General features: G+C 75.3%; 14 protein-coding genes. 12 read left to right on the forward strand and 2 right to left on the reverse strand.

The window, feature by feature from the left end:
• Positions 1-62: 62 nt before the first annotated feature.
• From QSK52_RS24090 to QSK52_RS24135, 10 genes are all read left to right on the forward strand, one after another.
• Positions 63-1,427 (forward strand): FAD-binding oxidoreductase, encoded by a 1,365-nt coding sequence (locus QSK52_RS24090; protein ID WP_285738226.1) that lies wholly within the window; start codon positions 63-65, stop codon positions 1,425-1,427.
• A gap of 286 nt (positions 1,428-1,713) precedes the next feature.
• Complete coding sequence (locus tag QSK52_RS24095) at positions 1,714-2,208, forward strand: GNAT family N-acetyltransferase (RefSeq protein WP_285738227.1); 495 nt, start codon at positions 1,714-1,716, stop codon at positions 2,206-2,208.
• Positions 2,209-2,626: 418 nt separating this feature from the next.
• Positions 2,627-3,667 carry a methionine ABC transporter ATP-binding protein gene (locus QSK52_RS24100; protein WP_285738228.1) on the forward strand — a complete coding sequence of 347 codons (1,041 nt, stop codon included), beginning with the start codon at positions 2,627-2,629 and terminating at the stop codon, positions 3,665-3,667.
• Complete coding sequence (locus tag QSK52_RS24105) at positions 3,664-4,404, forward strand: methionine ABC transporter permease (protein ID WP_285738229.1); 741 nt, start codon at positions 3,664-3,666, stop codon at positions 4,402-4,404. The genes QSK52_RS24100 and QSK52_RS24105 overlap by 4 nt, the downstream gene beginning before the upstream one ends.
• A 77-nt stretch (positions 4,405-4,481) precedes the next feature.
• On the forward strand, positions 4,482-5,318 hold the full coding sequence (locus QSK52_RS24110) for a MetQ/NlpA family ABC transporter substrate-binding protein (protein ID WP_285738230.1): 837 nt from the start codon (positions 4,482-4,484) through the stop codon (positions 5,316-5,318).
• Between the two features lie 144 nt (positions 5,319-5,462).
• On the forward strand, positions 5,463-6,089 hold the full coding sequence (locus tag QSK52_RS24115) for a GNAT family N-acetyltransferase (RefSeq protein ID WP_285738231.1): 627 nt from the start codon (positions 5,463-5,465) through the stop codon (positions 6,087-6,089).
• Positions 6,090-6,178: 89 nt separating this feature from the next.
• Positions 6,179-7,417, forward strand: coding sequence for a precorrin-6y C5,15-methyltransferase (decarboxylating) subunit CbiE (gene cbiE / locus QSK52_RS24120; RefSeq protein WP_285738232.1), 1,239 nt, complete (start codon positions 6,179-6,181; stop codon positions 7,415-7,417).
• 428 nt (positions 7,418-7,845) lie between these two features.
• On the forward strand, positions 7,846-11,406 hold the full coding sequence (gene cobT / locus QSK52_RS24125; protein ID WP_435053343.1) for a nicotinate-nucleotide--dimethylbenzimidazole phosphoribosyltransferase: 3,561 nt from the start codon (positions 7,846-7,848) through the stop codon (positions 11,404-11,406).
• 161 nt (positions 11,407-11,567) lie between these two features.
• The gene (gene cobA, locus QSK52_RS24130) at positions 11,568-12,800 is read left to right on the forward strand and encodes a uroporphyrinogen-III C-methyltransferase (protein ID WP_285738233.1); all 1,233 of its coding nucleotides are present in this window, start codon (positions 11,568-11,570) and stop codon (positions 12,798-12,800) included.
• A gap of 43 nt (positions 12,801-12,843) precedes the next feature.
• Positions 12,844-13,647, forward strand: a complete 804-nt coding sequence (locus QSK52_RS24135; protein ID WP_285738234.1) for a TrmH family RNA methyltransferase — start codon at positions 12,844-12,846, stop codon at positions 13,645-13,647.
• A 16-nt stretch (positions 13,648-13,663) separates the two neighbouring features.
• Here QSK52_RS24135 and QSK52_RS24140 read toward each other — a convergent pair whose 3' ends face one another.
• Complete coding sequence (locus QSK52_RS24140) at positions 13,664-14,038, reverse strand: hypothetical protein (protein WP_285738235.1); 375 nt, start codon at positions 14,036-14,038, stop codon at positions 13,664-13,666.
• A gap of 127 nt (positions 14,039-14,165) precedes the next feature.
• Between QSK52_RS24140 and QSK52_RS24145 the strand changes: the two genes are divergently transcribed.
• Positions 14,166-15,008 carry a hypothetical protein gene (locus QSK52_RS24145; RefSeq protein WP_285738236.1) on the forward strand — a complete coding sequence of 281 codons (843 nt, stop codon included), beginning with the start codon at positions 14,166-14,168 and terminating at the stop codon, positions 15,006-15,008.
• 12 nt (positions 15,009-15,020) lie between these two features.
• Here the strand turns inward: QSK52_RS24145 and QSK52_RS24150 are convergent, their stop codons facing one another.
• Positions 15,021-15,578 carry a hypothetical protein gene (locus tag QSK52_RS24150; RefSeq protein WP_285738237.1) on the reverse strand — a complete coding sequence of 186 codons (558 nt, stop codon included), beginning with the start codon at positions 15,576-15,578 and terminating at the stop codon, positions 15,021-15,023.
• Between the two features lie 72 nt (positions 15,579-15,650).
• Here QSK52_RS24150 and QSK52_RS24155 point away from each other — a divergent pair, with 72 nt between their 5' ends.
• Positions 15,651-16,214, forward strand: coding sequence for a GNAT family N-acetyltransferase (locus QSK52_RS24155; RefSeq protein WP_285738238.1), 564 nt, complete (start codon positions 15,651-15,653; stop codon positions 16,212-16,214).
• Positions 16,215-16,223 lie beyond the last annotated feature (9 nt).

The following is a 16,223-nucleotide window of genomic DNA, read 5'->3' on the forward strand; positions in this document are numbered from 1 at the left end:
CCCGGGCCCCTGATTCCGCTTCCCGTTCTGCCTGAAGAGTTTCCCCGGCCTACGCTGGATCCATGTCCAAAGCAGCCATGGCGCTCGCCGAGGGGTTCCGGGGCGAGATCGTGGTGCCCGGGGACGAGGGGTACGACGAGGCGCGGGCGGTGTGGAACGCCGCGGTGGACCGGCGCCCGGAGGTGATCGCGCGCTGCACGGGCGTCGCGGACGTGCTGCAGGCCGTCGTGGTGGCCCGGGAGAACGGCCTGCACGTGGGGGTGCGGGGCGCGGGCCGCGGCCTCGCCGGGATGGGCACCTGCGACGGCGGGATGCTGGTCGACCTGTCGCGGCTGCGCGGCGTCCGGGTGGACCCGGCCCGGCGGCTCGCCCGGGCGCAGCCGGGAGTGACCTGGGGGGCGTTCGACCACGAGACGCAGGCGTTCGACCTGGCGACGCCGGGCGCGCCGTACTCGGGGGCGGGCATCGCGGGGGTGACGCTCGGCGGGGGAGTGGGCTGGCTGGCCCGCGCGTACGGGCTGACCTGCGACAACCTGGTGGAGGCGGACGTGGTGACCGCCGAGGGGCGGCTGCTGACGACGAGCGCGGCCGCGCACCCGGAGCTGTTCGCGGGGCTGCGCGGCGGCGGCGGCAACTTCGGGGTGGTGACCTCGTTCACGTACCGGCTGCACCGGGTGGGCCCGCACGTGCTGTGCGGGGCGCTGTACGTGCCGGTGGAGCTGACGGCGCAGACCCTGGCCGCGGTGCGCGACTTCATGGCGCAGGCGCCGGACGGCCTGACGGTGGGGGTGGGGTTCGGGCGGCCGCAGGGTGTGCCGCAGCTGCCGGACCGGACGGTGCTGCGGATCGGCCTGTGCTGGTCGGGCCGGGCGGACCGGGGGCGGGAGGCGGTGGCCCCGCTGCGCGCCCTGCCGGGGGTGCTGGTGGACACCGTGCAGACCCGGCCGTACGTGCAGTGGCAGCAGATGCTGGACGCGGACCGGGGGCCCGGCGCGGGCAGCTACTCGCGCTCCGAGTTCCTGTCGGTGCTGGACGGGGCGGCGATCGGGCGGCTGGCCGAGCAGGTCGACGCGATGCCGGGCCCGGGGGCGCACCTGCAACTGGCGTTCCTGGGCGGCGCGGTGGCCCGGGTCGGCCCGGACGACACCGCGTACACCTACCGGTCGGCGCCCTACCTGCTGAACGCGGTGGGGCGGTGGACGGACGGCCCGGCGGAGCCGCTGGTGGCGTGGGTGCGGGGGTGCTGGGAGGCGATGCGGCGGTTCTCCTCGGGCGGGGCGTACGTCAACCTGATGGGCCGGGAGGGGCGGGCCCGGGTGGTGGAGGCGTACGGGCTGGCGAAGTACGAGCGGCTGGTGGCGCTGAAGGACCGGTACGACCCGGCGAACCTGTTCCGGGTCAACCAGAACGTCCGGCCGAGCGGGTGACGGCACCGCCCGCGGGGGCGTGACGCTCGCCACGTCGGGCGTCGGGGAGGTTGAGAACGGTTGGCGTCTGGGTAGAGCGGTGGCGAACGTCTCTCTTGACGGCCGTCCGGCTGCCCGGATACTGAGCGTGAGCGCGCCGGTTCCGACTGTCTGGACCACCGTCCGGCGGGACGCGTCGCGCTTTTCCCGGGCCGGGCCGATCCCCGTCCGGGCACACCTCGGACAGGAACCGGTGCAAGACCCTCACTCGCACGCGCCGGGCACTTAACGATGGAGGCCCCCGCACATGGGCATGAGTGTGATCATCGCAGCGGCACGACCGGAAGAGGCGGAGCAGATCCTCAAGCTCCAGTACCTCGGCTACCAGAGCGAGGCCGAGCTGTACGGCGACTGGACGCTGGAGCCGCTGACCCAGACCCTGGAGAGCCTGAAGGCCGAGCTGGCCGAGCACCGGGTGCTGGTGGCCCGGCTCGGCGACGAGGTCGTGGGCAGCGCCCGCGGCTGGGTGGACGGCGACGGCGTGGGCCACATCGGCCGGCTGGTGGTGCACCCGCGGATGCAGCGGCACGGCCTGGGCCGCCGCCTGCTGGAGGCGCTGGAGGCCCAGCTGGCCGCCGACGGCGCGACGGGCGGCTTCGAGCTGTTCACCGGCCACCGCAGCCTGGGCAACCTGCGCCTGTACCGCCGGCTCGGCTACCGCGAGACCGAGGTGCGCGAGGTGTCCCGCCGACTGTCGATCGTGACGCTGGCCAAGCCGGTGGCGACCACCCTGGCCGCCTGAGCACACCCCGCTGCGGCGCCCGACCCGAACGTGGGGTCGGGCGCCGCAGCGCTTGTGCCGCAAGGGTCGTGACCACATCGTGGACGGCGCGTCCTGAGAATTGGGACGTGAACCAAATGTCTGATTTACTGGTTTCCATGACCACGACGACGACATGCATCCCCACCGGCGCGACGCCGGCAGGTGAGTCGCGCATGTGCGGCCGTCGAATGTGTCGCCGCTGAGGCCCCGCCCCGACGCCCTCCGGCCCCCGGCCCGCTGATGACTCGTTAGGGCCACGCCCACGGGCGGCCCGCCCGACCGGCGGCCATGATCGAGACAGCGTCGGCAGCCCACCCTTCCCAGGCACCCGGGTGCCCATCCCGCCACTGGCGCGGACGCCCCCGCGGCCGTCCGCAGACGAACAACGGAAGCAGCTGTGATCACCACCAAGGGCCTGACCAAGGTCTACCGCTCCCAGGACCGCGAGGTCCGGGCGCTGGACGACGTGGACCTGCACGTACGGCAGGGCGAGGTGTTCGGGGTCGTCGGCACCAGCGGCGCCGGCAAGTCCACCCTGATCCGGTGCGTCAACCTGCTGGAGCGGCCCACCTCCGGCACCGTCACCGTCGACGGCGTGGACCTGACCGCGCTCTCCGGCAGCGAGCAGCGCGCCGGACGCGACCTGCGCGCCGCCCGGCAGCGGATCGGCATGGTCTTCCAGCACTTCAACCTGCTCTCCTCGCGCACCGTCCAGCAGAACGTCGAACTGCCGCTGGAGATCACCGGCCTGGACCGGCGCGAGCGCCGCCGCAGGGCCGCCGAACTGCTCGACCTGGTCGGCCTCGGCGACAAGGCCCGCAGCTACCCCGCCCAGCTCTCCGGCGGCCAGAAGCAGCGCGTGGGCATCGCCCGCGCCCTGGCCGGCGACCCCAAGGTGCTGCTCTCCGACGAGGCCACCAGCGCCCTCGACCCGGAGACCACCCGCTCGATCCTCAAGCTGCTGCGCGAGCTCAACCAGCAGCTCGGCCTGACGATCCTGCTGATCACCCACGAGATGGACGTCATCAAGTCGGTCTGCGACTCCGCCGCCCTGATGCGCGGCGGTCGGGTCGTGGAGAGCGGGCAGCTCACCGACCTGCTCGCCGACGGCCACTCGCGGATCGCCCGGGACCTCTTCCCGCTCGGCGACCTCGGCGCCCGCACTGCGACACCGGAGGAGGGCGAGCGCACCGTCCTGGAGATCACCTTCCAGGGCGACGCGCCCGCCCAGCCGTTCGTCTCCCAGCTGGCCCGCACCTACCAGATCGACATCAACATCCTCGGCGCGGCCGTCGAGACCATCGCCGGCCGCCTGGTCGGCCGGATGCGGGTCGAACTGCCCGGCAGCCACACCGACAACGTGGTGCCGATCGGCTACCTGCGCCAACAAGGGCTCCAGGTGGACGTCCTCGACCCGTCGAACGGAGCGGCCGCATGACCTGGGACCAGATGCAGGAACTGATGTGGCCCGCCACCTGGGAGACCCTGGGCATGGTCGGCATCGCCGGCCTCGCCAGCCTGGCGATCGGCCTGCCGGTCGGGCTGCTGCTGGTGCTCACCGACAAGGACGGCCTGCTGCAGAACCTCGCGGTCAGCCGGGTGCTCGGCGCGGTCGTCAACCTCGGCCGCTCCATCCCGTTCGTCATCCTGATGGTCGCGCTGCTCCCGGTCACCCGGGCGGTCGCGGGCACCACGCTCGGCTGGCAGGCCGCCAGCGTCCCGCTGGCGATCGGCGCGATCCCGTTCTACGCCCGGCTGGTGGAGACCTCCGTCCGCGAGGTGGACGGCGGCCTGGTCGAGGCGCTCAAGTCGATGGGCGCGAGCACCGGCACCATCGTCCGCAAGACCCTGCTGCCCGAGGCGCTGCCCTCGCTGGTCGCCTCCGCCACCACCACGGTGATCGCGCTGATCGGCTACTCCGCGATGGCCGGCACGGTCGGCGGCGGCGGGCTCGGCAACCTCGCCATCACCTACGGCTACCTGCGCTTCGAGACCGCCTTCATGTGGGTCATCGTCGCCGAACTCGTGGTCATCGTCACCGCGATCCAGCTGCTCGGCGACTTCGCCGCCCGGCGGCTCTCGCACCGCGGCGACTACCGCAGCCCGCTCAGCTTCTTCCGCTCCGCCGCCGCGAAGCCGAAGGACACCGAGGAAGACCTGCTCTCCTCGCACTGAACTCCCCGTCCCGCACCACGAGGACGGGCACCCCGGCCCCACCAGGGCCGTTCGCATCCCGCAGAAAGGCACTTTTCGTGCGTAACGTCCTGAAGACCACCGCCCTGACCGCCACCGCCGCCGGCCTCGCGCTCACCCTCGCCGCCTGCTCCTCGGGCTCCTCGGACTCCGGCGCCTCCGCCGACCCGAACAAGGCCCTGGTGGTCGCCGCCAGCCCCACCCCGCACGCGCAGATCCTCAAGTTCGTGCAGGACAACCTGGCGGCCAAGGCCGGCCTCAAGCTGGACATCAAGGAGGTCACCGACTACGTGACCCCCAACACCTCGGTCCAGGACGGCTCCGCGGACGCGAACTACTTCCAGCACCAGCCCTACCTGGACGACTTCAACAAGAAGAACGGCACGAACATCGTGTCCGTCGAGGCCGTCCACCTGGAGCCGCTCGGCGTCTACTCCAAGAAGGTCAAGAGCGTCGGCGAGCTCAAGGACGGCGCCCAGGTCGCCGTCCCGAACGACGCCACCAACGAGGGCCGGGCGCTCAAGCTGCTCGCCGACAACGGCGTGATCACCCTCAAGGCCGGCGCCGGCACCACCGCCACCGTCCAGGACGTCACCGGCAACCCGAAGAACCTCAAGTTCAAGGAGCTGGAGGCCGCCCAGCTGCCGCGCGCCCTCGACGACGTCGACGCCGCCGTCATCAACGGCAACTACGCCCTGGGCGCCAACCTCAAGCCCGCCACCGACGCCCTGGTGCTGGAGAAGGCCGAGGGCAACCCCTACGCCAACATCCTCGCCGTCAAGAAGGGCCACGAGAACGACCCGCGGGTGCAGAAGCTCGCCGAGCTGCTGCACTCCGACGAGGTGAAGAAGTACATCAACGACAACTTCCAGGGCGCCGTCATCCCGGCGTTCTGACCCTCGCCCCACCCCCGCGGTGCCCCCGGCCTCCCCGCCGGGGGCACCGTGCTGACGAGCCGTGAGGTGCGGAGCGGGTACGCTGGCACGCCCGACGAAGGGCGGGGCGTACGGTGTGTCCACGACCCGGCGAGGAGAGACGGCATGGTTGCGAACTTCCCCGAGACAGCCATCAGCACCGAACGGCTGCTGCTGCGCGCCCTTGAGGAGCAGGACGCCCCCGGACTGGCCGCCATGCTCGACGACGAACTCGTCCAGACCTGGACCGGCCACCCCCGCCCCTACCGGCAGGCCGACGCCCACGAGCTGATCGCCCGTCACGCGCCCGAACGGCGCGCCCGGGGACGCGGCATCGTCTTCGCCGTCACCGAGCACCTCACCCAGCGGCTGGTCGGCCTGCTCGAACTCGACCGCACCGACTGGCACCTGCGCGCCACCGAGGTCCGCTTCGTCACCGCCCCCTGGGCCCGCGGCGAGGGCTACGCCCCCGAGGCCGTCCTCGGCACCGCCCAGTGGCTGTTCGAGGACCGCGGCTTCCAGCGCCTCGAACTGCGCACCGCCGCGGGCAACACCGCCGCCCAGCAGGTCGCCCAGAAGACCGGCGCGATCAGCGAGGGCGTGCTGCGCAACGCCGCGATAGTCCGCGGCGGCGAATGGGGCCCCGGGCCCGAGGAGCACACCGACCTGATCGTGTGGAGCCTGCTCCCCGAGGACCTCGACCCGCCCGAGCCCGCCCACCCCGACGACCGGTACCACGCCCTGCGCCGCTGAACCCCGGCCGAGCGGGTAGCCTCTGCCCAGGGAGCGCCCGCGGCGCACCCCACCAGGGGCGGAACACGGCGTAGGGAGAACTGCCGCAGATGGCTGACCGGATCACGGTCATCGGGTGGGACGGCACCCCACTGACCCAGGCCGCCGCCGGCGCGCTCGCCGGAGCCACCCTGGTCGCCGGAGCGGGCTACCAGCTCGCCGCCCTCCCCGTGCCCGAACGCGCCGAACGCATCGGCCTCGCCGACCTGCGGGCCGCCGCCCGGCGGATCGCCGAGCACCGCGGCACCGCCGTCGTCGTCGCCGAGGGCGACCCCGGCTTCTTCGGCGTCGTGCGCACCCTGCGCCGCCCCGAGTACGGCCTCGAACTCGAAGTCCTGCCCGCCGTCTCCTCGGTGGCCACCGCCTTCGCCCGGGCCGGGATGGCCTGGGAGGACGCCCAGGTGGTCTCCGCCCACGGCGGCCGCCTGCGCCGCGCCGCCAACGTCTGCCGCGCCCACCCCAAGGTCGCCGTCCTCACCACCGGCGGCGCCGGGCCCAGCGAACTCGCCCTGATGCTCCGCGGCGTCCCCCGCACCTTCGTGGTCTGCGAGGCGCTCGGCACCCCCGAGGAGGACGTCACCGTCCTCACCTCCGAACGCGTCCCCGACCACGACTGGCGCGACCCCTCGGTCGTCCTGGTCATCGGCAACGTCCCGCCCGCCGACGCCGCCGCCGGCTGGCTGGCCGGCAAACCGCTCGACCACCCCGGCACCCAGCGCGGCTGGGCCCTCCCCAACCGGGCGTACGCCGGAGCGGGCGCCGAGGGCAGCCGCCCCCGCGCACTCCCGCCGCACGTCCGCGCGCTGGCGCTGGCCCGGCTCGCACCCGCCCCCGGCGACCTGCTGTGGGCCGTCGGCGCCGGGGACGGCGCGCTCGCCGTCGAAGCCGCCCGGTTCGGCGCCGCCGTGGTCGCCGTCGAGGCCGAACCCGCCGACTGCGCCCGGATCTCCGCCAACGCCCGCAAGGCCGGCGTCGAGGTCGAGACCGCCGCCGGAGCCGGGCCCGAGGTCCTCGGCGCGCTCCCCGAACCCGACGCCGTCGCCGTCGAGCAGGGCGGCCCCGTGATGGTCCGCGCCGTCGCCGCCCGCAAACCCGAACGCGTCGTCGCCGTCGCCCGCAGCCTCGCCGAAGCCACCGAGACCCGCCGCGTCCTGGACGCCGCCGGCTACCGCACCGACGGCCTGCTGCTGCAGTCCGCCCCGCTGCGCGCCGAGGCCGACGAGGGCTCCGGGCCCTCCTTCGGCCGCGGCGACTACACCCTGTTGATCTGGGGAGAACCGTACGACTGATCTCCGTTTCCGCCCCCTGCGGACCGTCCGACCCGGGCGGTACGGTGATCCCCGTCGCATCCGGACACGGTTTCGAGATCGGCCCGGCCGCGGCCGGTAGGGTTTCCCCGGGGGACCATCCCGTCGAAGCAGCACCGTGTCCGATCCGGCACGGTTGCCGCCCATTTGACGCGTTGCAACCCGAACGGCCCGCTTCGCGGGCATTCGACGCGGTGCGCACCCGCCCGGAAGAATGCCGTGAGGGTCCGGAGCGGCCGCGCCGTCGTGCCGGTTGCCCGGGGCCGTCGTTGTTTCTGATGGCACGCCACCCGGGCGGGTGACGGCCGATGGAGTAAGGGACGGGTCGGTGCGGTTCCGTTCCGGCGAAGTGGGCGGGGCCTCCGGGGACCTCGCCGAGGACGCGCAAGCGGCCTGGAAGGAGCATTGACATGACCGACGGCGGACACACCCCCAGTGCCGGTCCCCTCGCGCCCGAGCCCGGGCCCGGCGGAGCCGTACCGGAGCCCCACCTCGGCGCGCCCCTCCAGCCCGCCGCGCCCGCCGGGCCCTGGCACGGCGACCAGCGGCCCGCGTACACCTTCCTCGACCAGCCCGACGGCGACGAGGAGGACGACGTCCTGCTGATGCCCGGGCCGCAGACCGCCTGGGGCGAGGCCGCGCAGGGCGTCGAGAACGCCGCCGCGGGCGAACAGCCGCCCGGCACCCCCGTCGCGCCGTCCTGGCCGCCGCTCGCGCCCCCCCTCCTGACCGTCGTCCCGCCCGCCGAGGAGGCCGCGGAGGTCGGGGCCGCCGCGACCGCGCCGGTCGCGGAGGCCGCACCGGCGGCCGAGGGCGCCCAGCCGCCCGCCGAACAGGCCGACGGCAGCGGCACCCTGCACCTCGGCGGCCCGCAGGCGCAGCCCGCCGCGGCCGCGGCCGCCGTGCAGCAGCCCGTGCCGCCGCAGCCGCGCCGCCCGCTGCACGCCGGGCCGCCGATCCCCGACCCGTCCCTGATGACCGGTCACGTCCCCGTCCGCTCCCTCGCCGACCGCGGCCCGACCGTGCCCGGCGGCACGCCCGCGTACGGGGTGCCGCTCCCGACCGCCGAAACGGTGCAGCAGCCGGTGCAGGCGCCCGTGCAGCAGGTGCCGACCGGCACCCCCGCGCACGGCGTGCCGGTCGCGGTGCAGGCCCCGGCCGTCCAGGTGCCCGCGCCGGTGCAGCCGCAGGTGGTGGAGGCCGCCGCGGCGGCGGCCGTGGCCGAGTCGGTGGCCGTGGCGCCCGCGGTGGAGGCCGAGCCGGCCGCCGCCGCGCCCGTCGCCGAGCAGCCCGCGCCCGTCGAGCCCGTCGCGGAGCCGGTCACCGAGCCGACCGCCGAACCGGTGGCCGAGCCGGTGGCCGGGCCCGCCGCGAACCTGGCGCCGGTGTTCGTCGAGCCGGTCGAGCAGGCCGAGCCGGTCGAGCCCGTTGCGGCTGCTGCTACTGCGCCCGCCGCCGAGGCCGTTGCGGTCGAGGCGGCCCCGGTCGAGGCCGCGCCGTCGGAGCAGCAGCCCGAGGCGGCTGCCGTGGCCGCCGTCGCGGTCGAGGCGGCAGGTGACGCCCCGTCGACCGAGCAGCCCGCGCCCGTCGAGGCCGCGCCCGTCGAGGTCGAGAACGTGCAGCCCGAGGCCGTGCAGTCCGAGACCGCGCAGGCCGGGCCCGCGGAGACGGTGAGCGGCGAGGCCGTCGCGGAGCCGATCCCCGACCCGGCCGCGAAGTCGTCCGGACGGGGGGCGCACCGGCGCATCTCCGCGTTCCTCGCTGCTCCCGCGGGCCTGCCGCTGCTGGAGCCCGAGGCCCCGGCCGCCGCCGAGCCCGTGGCCGAGCCGCAGCCCGAGGCCGAGCAGGCCGCACCCGCCGCCGCAGAGGCGACCGGGACCACCGGGGCCACCGAGACCGTCGCCGCCGTCGTGGAGCCCGTGGCGGAGGCCCCCGAGACCCCTGAAGCCCCGGCCGAACAGGCCGAACAGGCCGTGCAGGCCCCGGCCGCCGCCGAGCCCGTGGCCGAGCCGCAGCCCGAGCCCGTGGCCGAGGTCCCGGCCGAGCCCGTCGCCGAGCCGGTCGTCGAGCCCGTCGCCGAGGAGCAGCCGGCCGGGCAGACCGCGGAGGCGCCCGAGGCCCCGGCCGCGCCCGCCGAGGCGCCGGCCGAGTCCGAGTCCGAGCCCGAGCCGGAGAGCGCCGACGCCGCCGCCGAACCCGTCGCGGAGGAGGAGCGTCCGCCCGCCGCGCCCGGGTACGACGAGGCCGGGCGGGAGGCCGTTCACCAGGTGATCCGGGAGCGGCGCGACGTGCGCAACGGCTTCCGGCCGGACGCGATCCCGCACGAGGTGCTGATCCGGGTCCTGGAGGCGGCGCACACCGCGCCCAGCGTCGGCTACTCGCAGCCGTGGGACTTCGTGGTGATCCGCTCCGCGAAGACCCGTCGGAAGATGCACGAACTCGCGGAGCGCCAGCGCGAGGCGTACGCGGACTCGCTGCCCAAGGGCCGGGCGAAGCAGTTCAAGGAAATCAAGATCGAGGCGATCCTGGAGACGCCGGTCAACATCGTGGTGACCGCCGACCGCACCCGCGGCGGCCGGCACACCCTGGGCCGGCACACCCAGCCGCAGATGGCCCCGTACTCGGCCGCGCTGGCGGTGGAGAACCTGTGGCTGGCGGCCCGCGCCGAGGGCCTGGGCGTCGGGTGGGTGAGCTTCTTCGACGAGGAGGAGCTGGTCCGCGAACTCGGCCTGCCCGAGCACCTGGACGTCGTCGCCTACCTGTGCGTCGGCTACGTGGACGCGTTCCCGGACGAGCCGGAGCTGCAGCAGCAGGGCTGGGCGAAGAAGCGCCCGCTGTCCTGGGTGGTGCACGAGGAGCAGTACGGCAACCGCGCGCTGCCCGGCGAGGAGCCGCACGACCTGCTGTCGGACACCCTGCGCGGCATCCGCCCGCTGGACGCCAAGGCGCTCGGCGAGGCGTGGGACCGGCAGAAGCGGATGACCAAGCCCGCCGGTTCGCTCGGCGTGCTGGAGCTGATCGCGGCCCAGCTGTCCGGTCTGGCCCGGCAGTGCCCGCCGCCGGTCCCGGAGCCCGGCTGCGTGGCGATCTTCGCGGGCGACCACGGCGTGCACGCCCAGGGCGTCACCCCGTGGCCGCAGGAGGTCACCGCGCAGATGGTCGGCAACTTCCTGGCGGGCGGCGCGGTGGTCAACGCCTTCGCCGCGCAGGTCGGCACCGAGGTGTGCGTGGTGGACGTCGGCGTCGCCGCCGAGCTCCCGGACGCCGTCCAGCAGGGCCGCACCACCGGCCTGCTGCCGCGCAAGGTCAAGCCCGGCACCGACGACATGACGCAGGGCCCGGCGATGAGCCGGGACGAGGCGCTGCGCGCGATCGAGGTCGGCATCGAGACCGCCCGCGACCTGGTCGCGGCCGGCAACAAGGTGCTGATCACCGGCGACATGGGCATCGCCAACACCACCGCCTCCGCCGCGCTGATCTCGGTGTTCACCGAGACCGACCCGGCCGAGGTCACCGGCCGCGGCACCGGCATCGACGACGAGACCCACGCCCGCAAGGTCGCGGTGATCCGGCAGGCCCTCGACCTGCACAAGCCGGACCCGGCCGACCCGATCGGCGTGCTGTCCGCGGTCGGCGGCCTGGAGCACGCCGCGATCGCCGGGTTCCTGCTCGGTGCGGCCTCGCTGCGCGTCCCGGTGATCCTGGACGGCGTGATCGCGGGCTCCGCGGCCCTGGTCGCCAAGGCCATCGCCCCCGAGGTGCTGGCCGCCTGCATCGCGGGCCACCGCTCCGCCGAGCCCGGCCACCAGACCGCGCTCGCCAAGCTCGGCCTGCGCCCGCTGATCGACCTCGACCTGCGGCTGGGCGAGGGCACCGGTGCCCTGCTGGCCCTCCCGCTGGTGCAGAGCGCGGCCCGGGCGATGCACGATGTAGCCACCTTCGACTCCGCCGGAGTCACCGAGAAGGCCTGACCCACCGGCACCGGCCGCCCCCGCAGTGCGAAGGGGGCGGCCGCCCCGCCGAACCCGTACCGGCTCAAGGGCGCGCCGGCACAGGGCTCCCACCCGTGGGGCCGTCCCGCCGACCACGTCGGACCGCCCCAGCACCGCCGCCCACCCAGGAGCTCCCCCTCATGACCGCGCCCACCCCCCACCCGTCCACCCAGGGCCTCACCCCGTACCCCGTCGGGCTGCTGCTCGCGGGCCGCCGCGTCGTCGTGGTCGGCGGCGGACAGGTCGCCCAGCGCCGCCTGCCCGCGCTGATCGCCTCCGGCGCCGAGATCCACCTGATATCCCCGGCCACCACCCCCGCGGTCTCCGCGATGGCCGACGCCGGCGAGATCACCTGGCACCGGCGCCCGTACGCCGACGGCGACCTCGTCGACACCTGGTACGCCCTGGTCGCCACCGACGACCCGGCCGTCAACACCGCCGTCTCCGCCGAGGCCGAGCGCCTGCGCGTCTTCTGCTCCCGCAGCGACGACGCCTCCGCCGCCACCGCCTGGACGCCCGCCTCCGGCCACGACTCCGGCGCCACCGTCGCCGTCCTCACCGGCGACCCCCGGCACTCCGCCGCGCTGCGCGACTCCATCGTGGCCGGGCTGCGCGACGGCTCCCTCGCCGCCCGCCAGTACCGCGCCCGCGACGCGGGCGTCGCCCTGGTCGGCGGCGGGCCCGGCGACCCCGACCTGATCACCGTCCGCGGCCGCCGCCTGCTCGCCGACGCCGACGTGGTGGTCGCCGACCGCCTCGCCCCGCGCGAGCTGCTGGCCGAGCTGCCCCCGCACGTCGAGGTGATCGACGCCTCCAAGATCCCCTACGGCCGCTACATGGCGCAGGAGGCGATCAACCGGACCCTGATCGAGCACGCCAAGGCCGGCAAGTTCGTGGTCCGCCTCAAGGGCGGCGACCCGTACGTCTTCGGCCGCGGCGGCGAGGAACTGCTCGCCTGCGCCGAGGCGGGCGTCCCGGTCACGGTCGTCCCCGGCATCTCCTCCTCGATCAGCGTCCCCGCGGCCGCCGGGATCCCGGTCACCCACCGCGGCCTCACCCACGAGTTCACCGTCATCTCCGGCCACGTCGGCCCCGGCGACCGCTCCCTCACCAACTGGGCCGCCGTCGCCGGGATGACCGGCACCCTGGTGCTGCTGATGGCCGTCGACAAGATCGGCGCGATCGCCGCCGAACTCGTCGCCCACGGCCGCGACGCGGACACCCCCGTCGCCGTCGTCCAGGAGGGCACCACCGCCACCCAGCGCCGCGTCGACGCCACCCTCGCCACCATCGCCGAGACCGTCACCGCGGAGGGGATCAAGCCCCCGGCGGTCATCGTGATCGGCGACGTGGTCAACGTCCTCAACCCCTGAGGCGGGCGGCTCGGACCCGGCCCCGACGTGCGAAAATCGTCCGGTGTCCGAGCCTCTCACCGTCACCGACGCCGCCGACCCCCGGCTGAGCGACTACACCGACCTGACCGACGTCGAACTGCGGCGCCGCCGGGAGCCCGCCGAGGGGCTGTTCATCGCGGAGGGGGAGAAGGTGATCCGGCGGGCGCTGGCCGCCGGGTTCCGGATGCGCTCGATGCTGCTGACGGCCAAGTGGCTGGGCGTGATGGCGGACGTGATCGCGGACGCCGACGCGCCCGTCCACCTGGTCGAGCCCGCGCTCGCCGAACGGGTCACCGGCTACCACGTGCACCGCGGCGCGCTCGCCTCGATGGAGCGCAAGCCGCTGCCCGCCGCGTCCGAGGTGCTCGCCGGGGCCCGCCGGGTGGCCGTCCTGGAGGGGCTGGTCGACCACACCAACCTGGGGGCGATCTTCCGTTCCGCGGCCGCCCTCGGGATGGACGCGGTACTGCTCTCCCCGGACTGCGCGGACCCGCTGTACCGGCGGGCCGTCAAGACCTCGATGGGCGCGGTGTTCTCGGTGCCGTACGCCCGGCTCGACCCGTGGCCGGACGCGCTCGACGCCGTCCGGGAGGCCGGGTTCGAGCTGCTGGCGTTGACGCCCTCCGGCGCGGAGGACTTCACCGGGGCCCGCCCGCACCTGCTGCCCAAGGCCGCGCTGATGCTCGGCGCCGAGGGCGACGGCCTGACCCCGAAGGCGCTGGCCGCCGCCGACCAGCGGGTGCGCATCCCGATGGCGCACGGCATCGACTCGCTGAACGTCGGCGCGGCCGCCGCGATCGCCTTCTACGCCGTCAACCACGGCTGACGGCCGGGCCTCGCGCTCAGAGGCCGGTGAACGCCGCCGCGTCCGCGTCGTCCAGCACGAAACCGTTGTCGAACCGGACCCGCACCGAACTGCGCGGCCCCTGCGCGCGGAACTCCCGCCAGTGCGGCTCCAGTTCGGCCAGCTGCGCCTCCAGGCGGCGCAGGCTCTCCGCGGGCATGGTGTGCCCGTAGTCCTCGAACAGGGCCCGCAACCGCTCGTACTCGCGGGCCTCCTCGGGCGGCGGCAGCTCCCCGGTGACCCGGACCACGGTGCCCTCGACGCCCGCGCCCAGCAGCAGGAAGCCGACCGGCGGGCCGTCCTCCCCGGCGGACGCCCCGCCCAGCGCCAGGTCCTCGACCAGCCTGACGCGCTCTCCCTCCACCAGGGCCACCGCTCCCGCCACCTCTCCCGGATCGTTCCGCACCGCCGCCGGACCGGCGCACGACGGCACCATTATCCGGTGGGTGACGGGCCGTCGGACTTCCGCCCGCGCCGGACCCTCCGGTAAACAGTGCGGTGTGACCATCGCCCCGGGGCGCCCGTTCGTCGCCCCGCTCCGCCGCTTCGCCCGCCGCCCCGGCCACCGGGCCCCGCTCGCCGTGGCGGCCCTGCTCGCCCTGCTCCTGTGCGTGCCGCACGGCGTGGTGCACGACGCCCTGGTGGTGGCGTTCGTCCTCGGCGGCTTCCTCTGGACCACCACGGACATCCTGTTCCCCCCGGGCGCCGTCGTGCTCCTGCTGATCGTGGGCCCACCGGCCGCGCTGCTGGCGGTCCGCCACCGCAAGCGCCTCAAGCTCCCCGCCCGCCCCGGCAACAGCGCCCTGCTCTGCTGCGCCCTCGGCGTCACGGCCCTCCTGCTGGGCGAGAGCGTCCCCGGCGGGGACTGCGGTCTGCTCGGCCTCGGCGCGTTCACCCTGCTCGCCCTCCCGGTCGGCTGGCTGCTCTGGCACCGGACCCCCCTGGCCCGCCGGACCGCCACCGCCACCGCCACCGCCGCCCCCGGCCGCTTCGGCCGCTGCCGCTGGGCCGCCGCACCGCTGCTGCTCGCCACCGGCGCCCTGCTGATCCACTACGACGTCCCGGCCGACGCCCGCTTCGCCGCCACCCGCTCCGCCCTCACCACCCACGCCGAACACACCCTCGCCACCGGCAGCACCGCACCCGCCTGGGTGGCCGGCTACCACCTGGAGCAGACCCGACTCGTCGGCGGCGGCGTCACGTTCACCGTCGCGGGCACCGGCGTCTTCGCCCCGCACGGGTACGCGTACTTCCCGCACGGCACCCCCGCGGGCAAGTCCGCCGGGTACTACACCGAACTCGGCGGCGGCTGGTACAGCTGGTCGGGCCCCGACCACTTCTGAACGTCCGGCCCCTCACGCCGCCCGGCGCGCCGCCGGGGGCCGGATCGGCTGCGGCGCGGGCCGCCGCGGGTCGTGGTGCCGACGGCCGGTGAGGTCACCGACCCGCAGCACCGCGTCCGGCGCCGGGGGAGCGGGCCACAGCGTCAACCGGTGCTCCTCCACCGGGCGGGCCGCGGTGTCCGCCTCCCGCCCGCGGTCCCGGCCGCGGGTCTGCACCCGCACCCGGTACCAGCCCGGCCCGGCGTGCGCGAGGTTCCCCGGCCCGTCGACGTCCACCCCGTCCCAGGCGCGCAGCCGCAGCTCACCGCTGCTGTGCAGCGACAGCTCCACCACGCTCTCCCACTCCGGCCCCGGCTCCGGCGGCCGCTGCGCGCAGCGCCCCACCCCCAGCCGGATCAGCCCCGTGTGCGTGCCGCACAGCACCGTCAGGTGGTCCGGGCAGCCCGCGGCCACCCCGTTCCCGTGGAACAGCCGGTCCAGCGCGTGCGCGTCCCAGCCGTCCGGCAGCTCCGGCCCGTACAGGAAGTACTGGCAGTACGCGACGTGCATCGCGTCCGTCGTCCACATCATGCCGTCCATGCTGCCGCCCCGTACTGACAAGCCGTCACCGGCGCCCGGGCACCCTCCGGTAGCCTCCCGCCCATGCCGACCGCGCCGACACCCGTCGTCCTGGAGGGCCGCCGGGTGCGGCTCGAACCGCTCACCCCCGCGCACGTCCCCGCGCTGTTCGCCGCCGGGGGCCGCGACGAGGAGGTCTGGCGCCACCTCAGCGCCCCCACCCCGCACACCGAGGACGAGCTGCACGCCGTCGTCGCCGCCCGCCTCGCCGACGCCGCCCGCGGCCACCGCCTCCCGCTGGCCGTCCTCGACCGCGCGATCAGCGCCGCGATCGGCACCACCAACCTGCACGGCTGGGACGTCCGCACCGGCCGGATCGAGATCGGCGGCAGCTGGCTCGGCCGCCGCTGGTGGCGCACCGGCGCCAACCGCGAGGCCAAGCTCCTGCTGCTGTCCCACGCCTTCGACACCCTCGGCTTCACCGAGGTCCGCTGGCGCGTCGACGCCGCCAACACCCGCTCCCGCGAAGCCGTCACCCGCCTCGGCGCCCGCCCCGCCGACCCCGACGCCCCGCCGCACGGCCTGCTCCACTACACGATGACCGCCACCGACTGGCCCGCCGCCCGCGCCCGCCTCACCACCCGCTGAAGGGGAGCC

Source organism: Kitasatospora phosalacinea (genome assembly GCF_030268885.1).
Classification (GTDB): domain Bacteria; phylum Actinomycetota; class Actinomycetes; order Streptomycetales; family Streptomycetaceae; genus Kitasatospora; species Kitasatospora phosalacinea_C.

Coding starts and splice junctions, on each gene's coding strand:
- QSK52_RS24090 (WP_285738226.1), top strand. CDS start 63: ATGTCCAAAGCAGCCATGGCGCTCGCCGAGGGGTTCCGGGGCGAGATC.
- QSK52_RS24095 (WP_285738227.1), top strand. CDS start 1,714: ATGGGCATGAGTGTGATCATCGCAGCGGCACGACCGGAAGAGGCGGAG.
- QSK52_RS24105 (WP_285738229.1), top strand. CDS start 3,664: ATGACCTGGGACCAGATGCAGGAACTGATGTGGCCCGCCACCTGGGAG.
- QSK52_RS24115 (WP_285738231.1), top strand. CDS start 5,463: ATGGTTGCGAACTTCCCCGAGACAGCCATCAGCACCGAACGGCTGCTG.
- cbiE (WP_285738232.1), top strand. CDS start 6,179: ATGGCTGACCGGATCACGGTCATCGGGTGGGACGGCACCCCACTGACC.
- cobT (WP_435053343.1), top strand. CDS start 7,846: ATGACCGACGGCGGACACACCCCCAGTGCCGGTCCCCTCGCGCCCGAG.
- cobA (WP_285738233.1), top strand. CDS start 11,568: ATGACCGCGCCCACCCCCCACCCGTCCACCCAGGGCCTCACCCCGTAC.
- QSK52_RS24150 (WP_285738237.1), bottom strand. CDS start 15,578: ATGATGTGGACGACGGACGCGATGCACGTCGCGTACTGCCAGTACTTC.
- QSK52_RS24155 (WP_285738238.1), top strand. CDS start 15,651: ATGCCGACCGCGCCGACACCCGTCGTCCTGGAGGGCCGCCGGGTGCGG.